This is a genomic window from Duganella sp. FT27W, from assembly GCF_009295655.1.
GTDB classification, from domain to species: domain Bacteria; phylum Pseudomonadota; class Gammaproteobacteria; order Burkholderiales; family Burkholderiaceae_D; genus Rugamonas; species Rugamonas zoogloeoides.
Map to the genome: position 1 here is coordinate 904,905 of NZ_WHIV01000001.1, position 14,747 is coordinate 919,651.

The 14,747-nt window shown below is 66.5% G+C and carries 16 protein-coding genes; 9 read left to right on the forward strand and 7 right to left on the reverse strand.

Annotation, left to right across the window (positions count from 1 at the left end):
* Positions 1-3 precede the first annotated feature (3 nt).
* From F8197_RS03890 to F8197_RS03930, 9 genes are all read left to right on the forward strand, one after another.
* Entirely contained in the window at positions 4-2,694 is a 2,691-nt protein-coding gene (locus F8197_RS03890; RefSeq protein ID WP_152880105.1) for an EAL domain-containing protein, read from the forward strand.
* An 85-nt stretch (positions 2,695-2,779) separates the two neighbouring features.
* A complete protein-coding gene (locus tag F8197_RS03895; RefSeq protein ID WP_373996780.1) occupies positions 2,780-4,000 on the forward strand; it encodes a SpoIIE family protein phosphatase in 1,221 nt (406 codons plus the stop codon).
* An 11-nt stretch (positions 4,001-4,011) separates the two neighbouring features.
* Positions 4,012-4,569: a SiaB family protein kinase gene (locus tag F8197_RS03900; protein WP_373996781.1), complete on the forward strand. Its 558-nt coding sequence runs from the start codon at positions 4,012-4,014 to the stop codon at positions 4,567-4,569.
* A 5-nt stretch (positions 4,570-4,574) separates the two neighbouring features.
* A complete protein-coding gene (locus F8197_RS03905; protein WP_056145803.1) occupies positions 4,575-4,955 on the forward strand; it encodes a DUF1987 domain-containing protein in 381 nt (126 codons plus the stop codon).
* The gene (locus tag F8197_RS03910; protein ID WP_152880107.1) at positions 4,952-5,686 is read left to right on the forward strand and encodes a GGDEF domain-containing protein; all 735 of its coding nucleotides are present in this window, start codon (positions 4,952-4,954) and stop codon (positions 5,684-5,686) included. Before F8197_RS03905 ends, F8197_RS03910 begins: the two co-directional genes overlap by 4 nt.
* A gap of 13 nt (positions 5,687-5,699) precedes the next feature.
* Complete coding sequence (locus F8197_RS03915; RefSeq protein WP_152880109.1) at positions 5,700-5,981, forward strand: hypothetical protein; 282 nt, start codon at positions 5,700-5,702, stop codon at positions 5,979-5,981.
* Between the two features lie 92 nt (positions 5,982-6,073).
* A complete protein-coding gene (locus F8197_RS03920; RefSeq protein WP_152880111.1) occupies positions 6,074-6,346 on the forward strand; it encodes a CopG family ribbon-helix-helix protein in 273 nt (90 codons plus the stop codon).
* Positions 6,346-6,621 carry a type II toxin-antitoxin system RelE/ParE family toxin gene (locus F8197_RS03925; protein ID WP_152880851.1) on the forward strand — a complete coding sequence of 92 codons (276 nt, stop codon included), beginning with the start codon at positions 6,346-6,348 and terminating at the stop codon, positions 6,619-6,621. Before F8197_RS03920 ends, F8197_RS03925 begins: the two co-directional genes overlap by 1 nt.
* A gap of 247 nt (positions 6,622-6,868) precedes the next feature.
* Entirely contained in the window at positions 6,869-7,069 is a 201-nt protein-coding gene (locus tag F8197_RS03930) for a hypothetical protein (protein ID WP_152880113.1), read from the forward strand.
* A gap of 49 nt (positions 7,070-7,118) precedes the next feature.
* Here F8197_RS03930 and F8197_RS03935 read toward each other — a convergent pair whose 3' ends face one another.
* The 7 genes from F8197_RS03935 to F8197_RS03965 form a co-directional block, all read right to left on the reverse strand.
* Positions 7,119-8,081, reverse strand: a complete 963-nt coding sequence (locus F8197_RS03935) for a class I SAM-dependent methyltransferase (protein ID WP_152880115.1) — start codon at positions 8,079-8,081, stop codon at positions 7,119-7,121.
* Positions 8,078-8,842 carry a glycosyltransferase family 2 protein gene (locus tag F8197_RS03940; RefSeq protein ID WP_227012051.1) on the reverse strand — a complete coding sequence of 255 codons (765 nt, stop codon included), beginning with the start codon at positions 8,840-8,842 and terminating at the stop codon, positions 8,078-8,080. The genes F8197_RS03935 and F8197_RS03940 overlap by 4 nt, the downstream gene beginning before the upstream one ends.
* Positions 8,839-9,465, reverse strand: a complete 627-nt coding sequence (locus tag F8197_RS03945) for a bifunctional 2-polyprenyl-6-hydroxyphenol methylase/3-demethylubiquinol 3-O-methyltransferase UbiG (RefSeq protein ID WP_152880117.1) — start codon at positions 9,463-9,465, stop codon at positions 8,839-8,841. Before F8197_RS03945 ends, F8197_RS03940 begins: the two co-directional genes overlap by 4 nt.
* Positions 9,462-10,265 carry a PIG-L family deacetylase gene (locus F8197_RS03950; protein ID WP_152880852.1) on the reverse strand — a complete coding sequence of 268 codons (804 nt, stop codon included), beginning with the start codon at positions 10,263-10,265 and terminating at the stop codon, positions 9,462-9,464. The genes F8197_RS03945 and F8197_RS03950 overlap by 4 nt, the downstream gene beginning before the upstream one ends.
* Positions 10,262-11,266 carry an acyl-CoA dehydrogenase family protein gene (locus F8197_RS03955; RefSeq protein ID WP_152880854.1) on the reverse strand — a complete coding sequence of 335 codons (1,005 nt, stop codon included), beginning with the start codon at positions 11,264-11,266 and terminating at the stop codon, positions 10,262-10,264. Before F8197_RS03955 ends, F8197_RS03950 begins: the two co-directional genes overlap by 4 nt.
* Positions 11,267-11,432: 166 nt before the next feature.
* Entirely contained in the window at positions 11,433-12,497 is a 1,065-nt protein-coding gene (locus tag F8197_RS03960) for a LacI family DNA-binding transcriptional regulator (RefSeq protein WP_227012052.1), read from the reverse strand.
* Between the two features lie 22 nt (positions 12,498-12,519).
* A complete protein-coding gene (locus F8197_RS03965; protein ID WP_227012053.1) occupies positions 12,520-14,724 on the reverse strand; it encodes an alpha-glucuronidase family glycosyl hydrolase in 2,205 nt (734 codons plus the stop codon).
* Positions 14,725-14,747: the final 23 nt, after the last annotated feature.

The window sequence follows — 14,747 nt, forward strand, 5'->3', positions numbered from 1 at the left end:
GTTATGTTGCGCTCGTTCGCCTCCCGATATTGGCCCTGGGCCTGGCTGTTGCTGGCCTTGCTGGCAGCGGCCGCCTGCTGGAATCACGCCGTGGTCAGCGCCGAACGCACCCGCCGCGACGTCGAGCAGACCGCGCGGCGCGAGCTGGCCGCCCACGTCGATGCGTTCGAGCACTACCTAACCCGCAGCATCGCCCAGATGGACCAGGTCACCATGCAGCTCAAGCATGGCTGGGAGCAGAGCGGCGGTACCCTGCAGCTCGATGCCTTGTACCGCGACGGCATGTTTACCGATCCCGCGTTTGCCGAGGTCGCCATCTACGACGCCAACGGCCGCCTGCTTAGCCGCGCCGGGCGTCGCCGAGCCGGACGCACCCACAGCGCCCAGGGCCGCGTGCCGGCCTCATTCCCTTTTCATCAGACCAATAATTCATCGGCGCTGCGCATCATCGTGCCGGACGGAACCTTGCAAGCCAACCAGGAATTCGTCCAGTTCACGCGCCGCCTGGACCAGCGCGACGATGGTTTTGCCGGCGTGCTGGCACTCACGCTCGACGCCCACTACCTGACCTCGTTCTACAACCAGCGCCTGCTGGGAGGCAATGGCGTGGTTGCCGTGCTGGGCGACGCCAGCACCTTGCGCATGGAAGAACATGGCAATACGTTGACGCTGGCGCCCGGCGCTTCGCTGTTTGCCACGGCGCCCGAACTGGGGAACGGCGTTGGCACCCGCCTGATGCCGGGCGCCGCCTTTTACGATCACGCCGAACGGCTGGTGAGCTGGCGCCACTCCAGCGCCTACCCAGTGCTGGCGGTGGCCGGCATGACCTCGCTCGAAGCGCTGGCGCCGGCCGCCACCGACTGGACCCGGCGCCGTAACCGTGCGTTCTGGCTCGGCTTGCTGACTCTCCTGCTGGGCGCGCTGGCCACGCACTACAGCCGCGGCATCCAGCGCCAACGCGTGCGCCGCAAGGCTGCGCACCAGGCCTACCGCATGGCCACCGAGCACGGCAGCGACGGCTTTTACCTGGCTGCTGCCGTGCGCGACGGCGCCGGCGCGGTCATCGATTTCGACATCATCGACTGCAACGCGCGCGGCGCCTATTTCTATGGGCTCGAACGCGACCAACTGATCGGCCGCCGCATCTCCGCCCTCGACCAGGGCGTGTTCGGCACGACGCTGCTGCCGGTCTATCTGAAGGCGCTACAGGACGGCAACTACGAAGACGAGCGGCAGATGGCCGGCGATGGCCGCCTGAATATCTGCTGGGGCCGGCGCCGCATCGTGCGCGTGGGCGATTGCCTGGCCATCACCTTGCAGGACGTGAGCGAGCGCAAGCTGCACGAACGCGACATCGAACACCTGGCGCTGCACGATCCGCTCACCGGCTTGCCCAACCGGCAATGGCTGGTGCGCGAGCTGCCGCGCCGCCTGGCTGCCACGTCCGACCGCTACGGCGCGCTGGCGGTGCTGCTGGTGGACCTGGACGACTTCAAGCATGTCAACGACACCCTAGGCCACGGCGTGGGCGACCAGTTGCTGCAAGTGGCGGCGCAACGCCTGGCGGCCCTGATGCGCACCGGCGACCGCGTGGTGCGCATGGGCGGCGACGAATTCCTGTTGCTGGTGGATCCTGCTGGCGAAGGCAACGACCTCGCCGAGCTGGCCCTGCTGGCCGAACGCGTGTTGGCCGTGCTGGCCGAGCCGGTATCGTTGGGCGTGGAATCGCACCGCATCGAAGCGTCGATCGGCATCAGCTGCTATCCACGCTATTCCGGCGAAAGCGCCGACCACGAAGCCCTGCTGCGCCATGCCGACATTGCCCTGTTTTCCGCCAAGAGCGAGCAAAAAGGCCATTACCGCTTCTTCGACGCATCGCAATACGTGCTGCTCAGCGCCCGCGCCCATCTGAAACACAGCCTGGCCAAGGCCATCGACGCCGGCCAGTTGAGCTTGCACTACCAGGCCCGCGTGGACGTGGTCAGCGGCCAGCCGGTGAGCATGGAAGCGCTGCTGCGCTGGCAGCATCCCACGCTGGGCATGGTGCCGCCGGTGCAATTCATTCCGCTGGCCGAGGCGAGCGGCTTGATCAACCGCCTGGGCGAGCTGGTGATGCGCCAGTCCTGCGCACAATTGGCTGCCTGGCGCGACCAGGGGCTGCCGCTGGTGCCGGTGTCGATCAATGTATCGCCGCGCCAGTTCAGTTACGGCAGCGTGGCCGCCCAGCTGGCGCGCCACCTGACGCAGTACGAACTCGAGGCCGACCTGCTGGAAGTGGAAATCACCGAATCGGCGATGGTGGCCGACCAGGTCGATGTGCAGGCCGAGCTGACCGCGATCCGGGCGCTGGGCGTGCGCGTGTTTGTCGATGATTTCGGCACCGGCTACTCGTCGCTGTCGCAATTGCAACGGCTGCGGCTCGACGGCCTCAAGGTCGATAAAGCGTTTACGCGCGAACTCGACCGTTCGCATGAGGGCCGGGTGTTCTTCCAGGCCATCGTCTCGATGGCGCGCGCGCTGGGCATGACGGTCGTGGCGGAGGGCGTGGAAACCCCGGCCCAGATGGCCTTGCTGCGCGAGCTCGGTTGCCACCAGGCCCAGGGCTATCTGCTGGGTCGGCCGGTGGCGGCAGCAGCCATGGCGGTCACGCTGAAAGAGATCGGATACCACAGCGCGCTTTCCTTGGTGCACTAGCAATAACAGTGTTGTCACAATGGCGTCATATTGGGTTACTACAATACCGATTGCTACTTTGCATTGTTATTTGATTGGGTGAACTGTGGAATTCGACGCCTCCCGCCAGCATTTGCCACGTTACCGCCAGTCGACTGCGGCCGATCTGTGCCGCGAGTCGGTATCGATTGCGGCAGAAGCGTGCAACGCCGACGTGCACGCGCTGTTCACCGAGCGCCGCGACCTGATGAGTTTACCCGTGCTGGACGGCGGCCGCCCGATCGGCCTGATCAGCCGTAACATCTTCATGTCGCAAATGTCCAAGCCGTTCTACCAGGAGCTGTACGGCAAGAAGAGCTGTATCGCCTTCATGGACAAGGAACCGCTGATCGTCGAATGCGACGTCAGCATCGAAGACCTGACCTTCCGCGCCGTCGCCTCCGGCGAAAAAGCGCTGGCCGACGGCTTCATCATCACCCGCGAAGGCGAACTGGCCGGCGTGGGCTTCGGCCTGCAACTGATGAACGTGGTGGCCAATATGCAGGCCGAGCGCAACCGCCAGATCATGCACAGCATCGAGTACGCCAGCGTGATCCAGCGCGCGGTCCTGAAACCGTCGCGCGACGCGCTGGCCAAACTCGCCGACGCCCACCTCGAATGGCAGCCGCGCGACCTGGTCGGCGGCGATTTTTACCTGGTCGAGCAGCATGAAGACGGCTGGTTCGTGGCGCTGGGCGATTGTACCGGTCACGGCGTGCCGGGCGCCTTCATGACGCTGATCGCCTCGCAGGTGCTCAGCGGCGCCCTGCTGCGCGTGGGACCGCGCACGCCGGGCCGGCTGCTGCAGGAGGTCAGCGGCGGCGTCAAGGCGCTGCTGGGCCAGACCACCGAGCAGCGCGCCGTGGCCGAATCGGACGACGGCCTCGATGCCGCCTTCCTGTGGTTCGAACCGCGTACCCGGCGCCTGTATTTTGCCGGCGCCCGCATCGCGCTGCACCTGCTGGCGCCGGGCGAACCGCTGCTGGTGGTCGAAGGCGAGCGCGCCGGCCTCGGTTATGTCGATACCGATCCCGCCCAGGAATGGCCGACCCACGTGGTGGAGCTGACGCCGGGTACGCTGCTGTTTGTCACTACCGACGGCCTGATCGACCAGATCGGCGGGCCGAAATCGATCGCCTTCGGCAAGCGCCGCGTGCGCGAACTGCTGTCCGAAAACGCCGACGCCAGCGCCCCGGCGCTGTCCGGCGTCGTGCTCGAGGCGCTGGCTGCGTGGCAAGGACCACAGCCGCGCCGCGACGATCTCACTTTCTTTTGTTGCCGTCCCTAAGGAGTAGCACCGTGTTGTACGAGGAATTCGACGAACTATGGCAAGTGGCGCAAAAGCGCCAGGTCATCTTCTTTTATGCCGGCTATTTTTCGCAGCCGGTGGTGGCCGCCATCTCCGAAACCATACGCGCGCGCATGGACAGCGCCGGCGCGGCCGGTCCCACGCGGCGCCGCATCTTCTCGGCGTTTGTCGAGATGTCGCAAAACATCATGCACTATTCGTCCGAGGCGCTTACGCCGGCCGACCAGCGCGACTCCCAGATGCGGCGCGGCTCGTTCTGCATCGGCACCAGCGGCGACCATTTCTTCCTGCTGTGCGCCAATCCGGTATCGACCGACCGCGTGCCGGGACTGCGCAGCCGCCTGGAAGGGCTGCGCACCATGACCGTCGACGAAATCAAGGCCGCCTACAAGCAGGCGCTGCGCGCCGAGGTGCCGGCCGACAGCAAGGGCGCCGGCCTGGGGTTTCTGACCATGGCGCGCGAAGCGAGCGAGCCGCTGGAATTCGAGTTTGCGCCGTCACCGAACGAGCCGGACACCACCATTTTCTGCATCAAAGCCATCATCTGACCGCCATGGACGCCTTATTTATAGCAGCAACTCCCACCTCGCCCGAAGTGGATTTCCGCTTCCCCGAGCACACGCTTTCGCTCAAGGGCGAGTCGTACCCGGAAAACGCCGCCGCCTTTTATGGCCCGGTGATCGAGCGCCTGCGCCGCTACCTGGAAGACTGCCGTGAACAAACCATCACGGTCCACGTCTCGCTGGCGTATTTCAACAGCTCATCGACCAAGATGCTGTTCGCGCTGTTCGAAGCGCTGAACGACGCCGCCCTGGCGGGCAATGAAGTGCTGCTTAACTGGTACCGCGACGAAGAGGATGACACCATCATGGAATTCGGCGAAGAACTGCGCGACGATTTCGCTGCGCTGCATTTTACCGACCGGCCGATATGACAGCGCCGGTGCCGATCTTCGGCGCAGTGGCCGACGCCGAACCCGACCTGTTCGCGGCCGAGCAGCTCGCGCTGGAACAGGCCCGCCGTGCCGCCGCGCATGAAGACAACCACCAGTGCGCGCTGCGCGAACTGGTGGCGCACTACGAACGGCTGCTGCGCGAAAGCCGGCGCCTGGTCCAGCGCAGCGACCGCGCCGAACGCCAGATGAACCAGCTCAACGCCCGCCTGCAGGAGATGGCAACCCAGCTCGAATACCGCGCCACCCACGACCCGCTGACCGGCGCCTTGAATCGCGGCGCCGTGATCGAACACGCGCGCAGCTGCCTGCTGCTGCACGACATCGTACTGGTCGTGCTCGATATCGACTTCTTCAAGCAGGTCAACGACACCTATGGCCACCCTGCCGGCGACACCGTGATCCAGGCCGTGGTGGCCTGCCTGACCGAGATGGTTGAAGGCCAGGCCTTTATCGGCCGCGTGGGCGGCGAGGAATTCTCGGTGGTGTGGCCGGGTCTGAACCAGGTGCAGGGCCTGGCCCTGGGCGAACGGCTGCGCCAGGCCATCGCCAACACCGAATGGCCGGCGCCGATCACGGCCCCGGTCACGGCCAGCGTGGGCGTGAGCTGGAGCGCGCGCGGCAGCACCTTCGAACAAGCGTACTTCCGCGCCGACCAGGCGCTGTACCGCGCCAAACGCAGCGGACGCAATTGCGTGCGCATGGCTGATTAATCAGGAGAACAGCATGACAGAAACCGTAGCCGAACCGACCATCGACCGCCGCCAGCCGGCCGGTGTTTTGCCGCCAGCAGAGCACAGCCTGGAAAACGACGTGCGCAAGGCCGTAGCGCTGCGCCAGCAGGTAGGCGTCATCGCCGCCATCGAATACCTGAAAACCGTGGGCGCAGACCGCGAGCTGATCGAGCGGGTGGTGTTCGAGGAGGCGGTCAGGGCAGGGGACCGCGAAGTGGGGCCGAGGGTGGGGAATACGTCGCGGCGGTGGTCGTTGAGGGGGGCGGCGGTTTGATTAAGTTTGATTAAGTTTGATTAAGACTGATTGACTCTGAAACTTCGGCATGGGATCATTGGTCCGTTCCAACCTGTCCCGAGGTATCTCCCATGGTAACCGAAACCAAAGTATTGACGACTCATGTACCCTTGCCGTTGGCCGACAAGGTTGACATGTTGGCAGCGCGGCTCGAGCGTTCTCGTGGTTGGGTGGTTAAGCAGGCGCTCAGTGCATGGGTCGATCAGGAGGAGGAGCGCAGCCGGCTGACGCGCGAGGCAATGGCGGACGTTCAAGCCGGCAATGTCATCGATCATCAAGCGGTGCAGGCCTGGGCTGAAAGTCTCGAGAGTGACACCCCGCTACCCGTACCCTCCGTGCGATGATGCGCGTGCAGTGGACCAGCAAGGCGCTGTCCGACCTGGCGCGTTTGCACGAGTTTCTGGCCACGGTCAACAGGCCCGCTGCTGCACGCGTTGTCAAGTCATTGGTGAGTGCGCCGTCAGGGCTTGCAACGAATCCGCGTATCGGCGAAAAGCTGGATGAATTCGCACCAGCAGAAGTCCGCCGCATCCTAGTCGGTCAGTACGAGATGAGGTACGAAATCAAGGGATCGACGGTTTTCGTGCTCAGATTGTGGCATACGAGGGAGCAGCGATAACGTGGCCCCGGCGCCAATCCAACCAGCGCCGGGGTCTCGCACGTAAAACATACCTTCGAGGTCACGTCGGCAGCAATGAGCCGACCAATTCACCAAGTTATTCCAGCGCGAGGTGGGCATGGTGCCAGGCGCGTTCAGGGCGCAGTACCGTCAAAAATAGTCTTGGTTGGAAGCGTGGGTGAGGCTGCGTACAGTCGGCGCCAGGCCAAGGGCGTAAATTGTAACTTTACGCAACCGCGAGTTCACCATGCCACTCTCAGACCGCCGCAAACCAACCGCCACCGCCGCCATCATCGACGAGGCCAAGCAATTGTTGCCAGCGATGGGCATCGATCCCGCCGCAGAATACGCGATGAGCCGCGGCATTCCGCGATTTATTGCCTACAAGGTGCTGCGCGCGCCAGAAGCGCAACAGCGCGTGGCGCCGCGCCGCAAGGATGCCGCCTGATTCTATCTCGGCAGCGAGGCGGTATAGCGCGTGTTTTTCTGCCAGATTGCTAAATTGCCGGACGCGTGGCCACCAGCGCAATGGCGGCGATGCGATCGGTATCGCGATGGATGTCGTCACCGAGTTCGCCACCGATGACATCGGGGTCGATTTCACGATATTCGTAGTGGATGCCTGCCGCCAGCAGGCGCGCGCCGGCCTGCTGGCGGAACGGATCGGCGCCATCGATGATGGCCACGCAGGTATAAAGCACCAACCGGCCGCCCGGCGCCAGGCGCGCGATGGCGCTGTCCACGATCGCATGCGACAGGCCTTCGCCCAGCGCGCCGCCGCCGTGGCAATACGTGCGCTGGTCATCATCGACCATGAACGGCGGATTGGCCACGATGAGGTCGAAGTGTCCGTCCACTCCCTTGAGCACATCGCTGTGCGCCGCCTGGATGTTGTCCAGCCGCGCCAGTTGCGCATTGAGTGCAGTGAGCGCCAGCGCTTTCGGATTCACATCTACCGCCCACACTTCAGCCTCGGGGCATGCTGCTGCCACCTTGATCGCTCCCGGTCCGGCGCCACTGCCGATATCGACCGCGCGCTGCACCGGCAGACCAGCCGCCAGCGCGGTGTCGATCACCTGTTCGTAGCGATAGGTGTCGGGGCCGAAGAATACCGAATCGACATCGCGGGTGGGATAGGCCGAGTGAAAGTACAGTTGGCCGCCAAGCGTGGAGGCGCGCAGCGCGCTGCGATACAGACGACCTTCGGTCAGCAGGATGCCCGCACGGTCCATCAGTTGCAGCATGTCCGGATGTATCACACTGCCGTCGAACGGGCGGTTCCAGCCGAAGACGCCACGCAAATCCTTGGCGGTCGCGTTGTGTTCGCGCGCATTCACGCGCCGGTGGCTTGGTGGCGAGGTCGTGGTAAATGCATAGCCGGCATCCTGCAGCAGGCGGCCCAGGCGCACCAGCGGATGGTCTTCGGTGGGCGCAGTTTGCCAGTCGTGGAGCAGTGTCATGGTATGACCGGTTTGAGCGGCAGTGAGGGGAGTGATGGAAGTGAAGGGAGCGCAGGCAGCGCAGCCTGGGTGGCGGCGGTGGCGAAGCGGATCAGCGTATCGCCAAAACCGCCGCGCGCCCGTGCATCGCGGCGGGCGCTGGTGGTCACGCGCGGCGCCGCGCTCCAGGCGATGCTGGCGCCGCAGTGCTCCAGTGCTTCGACCAGCGCCACGTCTTCGCTGCATGCCAGTGGCGCGAAGCCGCCCACGCAGCGATAGGCTTTGGCGCACACGCCCAGGTTGGCGCCGTGGATGTGGCGGTGGCCGTCGCTGTCGGTATAGGTCAGCTCGAAATGCTGGCGCAGCAGAGTCGGCTCTTCATGGTGTGCCGCCCAGTCATCGACACAGACGGTGCCGCACACGACGTCCACACCGAGGCGCAGTTGCGCCACCAGCCAGTCGGGCGCCACGCGGGTGTCGGCATCGGTAAAGGCCAGCCAGCGCGCGCCGTGCGCCAGCAGGCGTTCGGCGCCGGCGGCACGGGCGGCGCCAACGTTGCGGGCATCTACCTCGATTGCTTCCACCCGGTAGCCCGCGCCTTGCAGGGCGTGGGTATGGGCGAGGGCGATCGCGCGCGAACCGTCGCCGCAATGGTCGAGCACCACCACCACGTTGACCGATTCGCCGCGCAGATCGGGGTGGCGGCACGCCAGCCGGATGGCGTTCAGGCAGCCGTCAAGGTAGCGTTCTTCGTTGTGGGCCGGGATGACGATGCCGATCATGGCACCAGGCCCTCCAGCTGCGCGATGGACGACGGATTGGGCGACCAGATGTCGAGCAGGAAGTCGGCCTCGCTGTGCTGCATCAGGCGGTGCATGCCCGGCGTGCCGTCGAAGCGGGCGTGGATGTCGGCGCTGTCCATCTGGCGGTCGGCAAACGGCCAGCGCCAGTGGCACAGCACCAGTGTGCCATTGTCGGCGAGCGACGCCATGCAGCGATCGCGCAGATTGACCACTTCGTGCTCGGGCAGGTAATAGGCCATTTCGCTGATCACGATCAGGTCGAAGGTACTGTCCTCGGGCCAGTCCTGCGGCACGATCTGCTGGCGCACCGTCACGCGCGACGCGTCGCTCGGATGCTCCTTGTGGATGCGCTGCTGCGTCAGCCGAACTGCCTCGGGCGAGAGGTCGGTGGCCAGCACGTATTCGGCGCGATGGGCCAGGGCGGCGGTCAGTTCGCCGTTGCCGCAGGCCGGCTCGAACGCCCGGCGATAGCGTTGCAGCGGCAGGCACGCCATCAGCAGGCTGCGTTTTCGCTGCTCGTACCAGCGCTGGCGCACCTTCCACGGATCGGCGTCCTGGGTGTAGAGCTGCTGGAAATGGGTGTGCCGGTTGGTGATGGTCATAGGAAGCAGACTTCGTAAGGATGGGTAAGGCGCGCCAGCACGTGCGGCGGCAGAATGGCCGGCTGGCCGGTGCTGGGATCGGGATGGAGTTGGGTGGCGTAACAGGCGATGGCGTCGCGCTTGCGTTGCAGCGCTGCGGCGTCGAGCGCCAGCCGGCGCGCGCGGTGCCACGGCACGCGGCGGTCGCCCGGTTCGGCCCAGTGCCAGGCCCACACCGGCAGTTCCACCACGGAGGCGCCGCACTGGCGCGCAGCCTGCGCGGTGGCGTAGCCACAGGCTTCGTGGTCGGGATGGCCGTCCTGGCGCCAGGTGGTAAATACCACGTCGTCGGCACGCAGCAGCTGTTCGAGCAAGGTTTGCAGTGCGCCCACCTGGCTGGTGACGCCGCCATCGGGAAGGCGCGCGCGGATCACCTGCGGCACCGGCTGGCCTGCTGGTATCAAGGCGCGCAGCGCGGCCTCGGTTTCCTTCGCGCGCAAGCGCGCCAGTTGCGCGGGCGGGTACATGGCCGATCCAGGGTGGCTGGCATCGCCGTCGGTGGCGGCCACCACCACGGTGCGCGTGCCTTGCGCCGCCAGCAGTTGCAGCAGCCCGCCGCAGGCCAGCACCTCGTCGTCAGGATGCGGTGCGACGATGATGGCGCGCTGGCCTGGCGTCACCAGCTCGTGGGCGGCCACCGGTGGCAACTGGCGCAGGCCGTGCCACGCCTGCCATGCGGCGTCGGGCGTGCCTTCGCCCGCGATCTGGCGCGGGTGCGCCATGCCTTCAGTGGCAAACGCGGGCGCAAATTTTTCTGTCATAAGGCCCATGGCGACTCTCCCGTTTTTGCCAGTTCCGAACCCAGCGTGGCCAGGTCGCGTTCCGCGTGGCTCTGACGCAGGAACACGGGCAGATCGGCCACCATCCGTGCAAAACCGGCGTTGCGGCACAGCGGACCGGCGCCCAGGGCACGGCTGGCATGTTCCAGCACGGTGGTCGCTGCCGCTTCCACGGTCAAGCGCGCGCGCAGCGCCAGCGCACAGTGGTCGGCTTGCGGGTGGGCGTCGATGGCCGCTGCGCTGTCGATGAGCAGCGCGGCGGCGCCCGACAGTGCGATATCCACGCTGCCCAGGTGCGCCTGCCGGTGCGGATCGACCTTGCTGTTCCTGTCGGCAGCCTGGGTGTGGGTGGTGGCCAGCAGGTGCTCGCCGATGGCGCGGGCGGCGCCATACCAGCACGCGGCCACGCCGGCGCCACCGAGCCAGAAGCCGGGCCGGGTCAGGTACGACTCGTGTTCGCCTACCGGCACGGCCTGCGCATCGTTAAACACCACGTCCACGCTGGCGCTGCCGGCCATGCCGACCGCTTGCCAGCCCTGGTCCGTCACTTCCACGCCGGGCTGGCGCAGACTCACGGCCGCCAGCATGCGGCGGCCGGCCGCGTCGCAGCAGCTCACCAGCGCGTGGCTGATCGACGCCGCGCCCGAGCACCACTGCTTGCGGCCGGACAGCGTGTAACGGCCGTTGCCGCCCATGCGCAGCGCCACGCCGGGTCCCGGCGGCTCCGCGCACCAGACTCCCCAGGTCGCGCCGGCGATCTCCGGGCCGTTCAATTCCGCCAGGATGGCCAGGGCGTCGGTATGGCCCTCGTACAGCTTGGCGAACGAGAGGTCATGGCCGCCGGCGATGGACAACGCCTGCCAGCGCGCCAGCGTGGCGCCGCTGCCGGGCAGCGGCAGGCGGTCGAGACCCGCAGCCACGGCGCCATGCAGTGCAGACGCCGCGTCGCCATCTGTGAGGCCGGCCAGAAACTGCGCCAGCATGGGTGGCACCCTGGCCGGGGCGGGCAGGAATTCCGGGCGCGATTGAAGCGTGAGGGCAGTGAGGGGCATGATGGCGGTCGCAGAAAGATATCGTCCTGCCATCATGTCTGCGATGCGCTGCCGTGTATGTTCGCTTGCACACGCAGGCGCAGGTTTGTTGCCTCTGCTACATACGCAGGCGAGTAACCACCCGCGCTGGCGGGCGTACGCGCGGCGCGGCGTCGGACTGGCGCCGTATCAACGCATGGTCCATCACCACCTGCTGCGGCGCGGCGGGGGCGCCGTCGCGGCGGTCGCGGATTTGCCGCACCAGCGCGCGCACGGCCGCTTCCGCCATCTCGGCGATCGGCTGGCGCACGGTGGTCAGCTCGGGCCAGATGGTGGTGGCCAGCGCCGTATCGTCGAAGCCGGCCACCGTCAGATCGCCGGGCACGTCGAGCGCCAGGCGGTGGGCGATGGCCACCACGGCGGCGGCCATGTCGTCGTTGCTGGCAAAGATGGCGGTGGGACGCGGCTCCTGCGCCAGCAACTGCTCGGCGGCGTCCAGGCCGGAACGGTAGGTAAACAGGCCCTGCACGATCAGCTCCGGCGCCTGCGGCAGGTGGTGCTCTGCCAGCGCATCCTTGAAGCCCTGCAGGCGGCGCGCGCTGGCGGTCTGGTTGGGATGGCCGGCGACAAAGCCGATGCACTGGTGGCCCAATGCGATCAGGTGGCAGGCCATGGCATGGGCGGCCTGGTAGTCGTCGATGCGCACGCCGCTCAGGCGGTCGTCTGGCTGGCCGCAGGCCACGGTGACCGCCGGCGTGCCCGATTGCGCCAGCAAGTCCACCAGCTCCGCGATATCGCACAGCGGCGGCAGGATGATGCCATCGACGCCGTTGTCGATCAGGCGCCGCGCCTGTTCCACGCCGTGTTCGTCGGCCTCGCATTTTTCCACCACCAGCTGCACGTTGTGGGGGCTGGCCTGGTTGAGCAGGCCGACCAGGAATTCGCTCAGGTAGCCGGCGCTGGGGTTGGAGTACAAAAAGCCGATGCGGATGGCCCGCGCGCCGGCCAGGCGCTGGGCCGCCTGGTTGGGCACATAGCTGAGCGCTGTCATGGCGTCGGCCACCAGCTGGCGCGTGGCTTCGCGCACGCGGGTGTCGCCATTGAGCACCCGCGAGACGGTCATCGGCGAGACGCCGGCCTTGCGGGCGACGTCGCTCATGGTGGGATTGGCTTTGCTGGTCATGGTGATTGGTGTGGTAAATGGTTCAGCCACGGCCCGGCGCATACGGGAAGTGGATGCCCTTATAGTACTCCAGCGGCTGCGGTGGCGGCGCCACGCCGTCCGGCAAGGGCAGGCCCGACACCGACTGGAAGTAGGCGATACAGGCATTGCGCCACAACTCCGCGTTCTGCACCTGGCGCCGCAGCCGCTGCGCCACTTCGGCATGGCGGCGCGCATCCACCACGCCGCGCAGGGCGTCCCAGCGGGTTTGCAGGTCGCGCGCGGCGGCCACGCCACGGTCATAGTGGTGGATGATTTCGGCCCACAGCGTGCGGCCCGACGGCATCGCGTACGTCCACGGCAGGTGGTGGAACCACAGCAGGTATTTTTCCGGCGTGGTGCGCGGATCGGCGTACAGGCGAGCGAGCGCCGGCGCATACTGTTCCAGCGCATTGGTACCGCTGGCGGTGCGGTCGAAACCGATGCCGTCGCGCGCGGCGCGGTGGTAGTACACCGGGTTCCAGTCCGGGCGTTCCAGGTCGTTTACCCACGGCGCCGGGCCGTGGTGGTGGGCGGTACCCATCATGTGGTGCAGTCCCAGCGGCGTCATGTAATCGACCACGGCTTCGCGCGACAGCATCAGCATGTCCACCACCGGGGTGGTCACGCGGGCGTCGTTGCCGAAGGTTTGCGCGGCCCACTCGATGGCGATGGCGCGCGCCGAGGCCTGCGGATTCCACGCCAGGCGCCCGAACGCGTACCAGTTGGCCTGATCGAAGTGGTGGCCGGTCCAGTTGCGATCGACGCCGATGTTGGCCACGCCGGCCATGCCGGTCGCTGCCGGCTGGCCACCGAGCGTATGGGCGCCTTCGATGATCTGCGCCACGGTCGGGCCTTTTCCTGCGCCGTGCTGCATGGTGTCGCTCTCGAGCACCTCTTCGAACATCGTGCCCAGGTAGGCGATATCGGTGGAAAAGCCCAGGTACTCCTTGGTGATCTGGAATTCCATCATCAGCGGCGTGTTGGGCATGGCGCCGAACAGCGGGTGGAACGGTTCGCGCGGCTGGAAGTCGATGGCGCCGTTCTTCACCTGCACCATCACATTGGCCGCGAACTTGCCGTCGAGCGGCTTGAATTCTTCGTACGCCTGGCGGGCGCGGTCGGTTTCTTTGCCTGCTTCGGGAGCATAGACAAAAGCGCGCCACATCACGATGCCATGGTGCGGCGCCAGCGCAGCAGCCAGCATGTTGGCGCCGTCGGCGTGGCTGCGATGGTAATCCTGCGGGCCGGGCTGGCCCTCGGAATTGGCTTTGACCAGGAAGCCGCCGAAGTCGGGAATGGTCCGATAGATCTCGTCGGCCTTCTTCTTCCACCACGCCTGCACGGCGGGCGACAGTGGATCGGCGGTATCGGTTTCCTTCAGTTCCAGCGGCGTGGAAAAGCGCGCCGACAGGAACACCTTGATGCCGTAAGGGCGCAGCACGTCGGCCACGGCCGCGGCCTTGGCGATGTATGCGGGCGTGAGCACCTCCGGCTTGGAATTGACGTTGTTGAGCACCGTGCCGTTGATGCCGAGCGACGCATTGGCGCGCGCGTAGTCGGTATAGCGGCTGTCGGTAATCTCGGGCAGCGCCCACCAGTCCCAGATCGACGCGCCCGCGTAGCCACGCTCCACGTGGCGATCGAGGTTATCCCAGTGATTGAGCAGGCGCAGTTGCAGCTTGGGCGAGGATGCCGCTTCCGGCGCGGTGCCGGCAGCGGTCGCGCGCAGCCAGGCAAAGGCGCCGTACAGCAGTCCGATGTCGGTATTGGCGGCGATCAGCGTGACCGGGCGGCCTTGCAGTCTCGTGGCGCGCAGCAAATAGCCTTCGCTGCCAAGCCCGGACAGTTCGGCCTTCAGCGCTGGGGCGAGCGCCGGCAGGGTGGCCGTGGTGCCCAGCACCACCGCGCCGTCGGCGATGGCGGTAGCCTGCGCCGGTGCCGGGCCGCCGCCCATGCCGGCAACGCCGCGTTGCAGCTCGGCGACAGCGGCGCGGGTGGTGGGTGTGGCCGCAGCGGTGAGCACGATGCTGCGCGCCTGTGCTTTGAGCTTCACCTGCGCGGCGGGCGCCAGCGGTTGATAGCGCAGCCACAGCTTGTAGCCATCTTCGTCTGCGGGCGCCTTGACTGTATTAGTAGCGGCGCTGGTCGAACCAAGGCTGCCGGCCAGCAGCAGGGCCGCCAGCACGGTGGTCAATAATTTATACATTTTGTCTCCGTTTGTTTTTTTGG

Bases quoted from the DNA above. Each gene is read 5' to 3' on its own strand.
- F8197_RS03890 (WP_152880105.1), top strand. From the start codon at position 4: ATGTTGCGCTCGTTCGCCTCCCGATATTGGCCCTGGGCCTGGCTGTTG.
- F8197_RS03905 (WP_056145803.1), top strand. From the start codon at position 4,575: ATGGACGCCTTATTTATAGCAGCAACTCCCACCTCGCCCGAAGTGGAT.
- F8197_RS03910 (WP_152880107.1), top strand. From the start codon at position 4,952: ATGACAGCGCCGGTGCCGATCTTCGGCGCAGTGGCCGACGCCGAACCC.
- F8197_RS03915 (WP_152880109.1), top strand. From the start codon at position 5,700: ATGACAGAAACCGTAGCCGAACCGACCATCGACCGCCGCCAGCCGGCC.
- F8197_RS03920 (WP_152880111.1), top strand. From the start codon at position 6,074: ATGGTAACCGAAACCAAAGTATTGACGACTCATGTACCCTTGCCGTTG.
- F8197_RS03925 (WP_152880851.1), top strand. From the start codon at position 6,346: ATGCGCGTGCAGTGGACCAGCAAGGCGCTGTCCGACCTGGCGCGTTTG.
- F8197_RS03930 (WP_152880113.1), top strand. From the start codon at position 6,869: ATGCCACTCTCAGACCGCCGCAAACCAACCGCCACCGCCGCCATCATC.
- F8197_RS03935 (WP_152880115.1), bottom strand. From the start codon at position 8,081: ATGACACTGCTCCACGACTGGCAAACTGCGCCCACCGAAGACCATCCG.
- F8197_RS03940 (WP_227012051.1), bottom strand. From the start codon at position 8,842: ATGATCGGCATCGTCATCCCGGCCCACAACGAAGAACGCTACCTTGAC.
- F8197_RS03945 (WP_152880117.1), bottom strand. From the start codon at position 9,465: ATGACCATCACCAACCGGCACACCCATTTCCAGCAGCTCTACACCCAG.
- F8197_RS03950 (WP_152880852.1), bottom strand. From the start codon at position 10,265: ATGACAGAAAAATTTGCGCCCGCGTTTGCCACTGAAGGCATGGCGCAC.
- F8197_RS03955 (WP_152880854.1), bottom strand. From the start codon at position 11,266: ATGCTGGCGCAGTTTCTGGCCGGCCTCACAGATGGCGACGCGGCGTCT.
- F8197_RS03960 (WP_227012052.1), bottom strand. From the start codon at position 12,497: ATGACCAGCAAAGCCAATCCCACCATGAGCGACGTCGCCCGCAAGGCC.
- F8197_RS03965 (WP_227012053.1), bottom strand. From the start codon at position 14,724: ATGTATAAATTATTGACCACCGTGCTGGCGGCCCTGCTGCTGGCCGGC.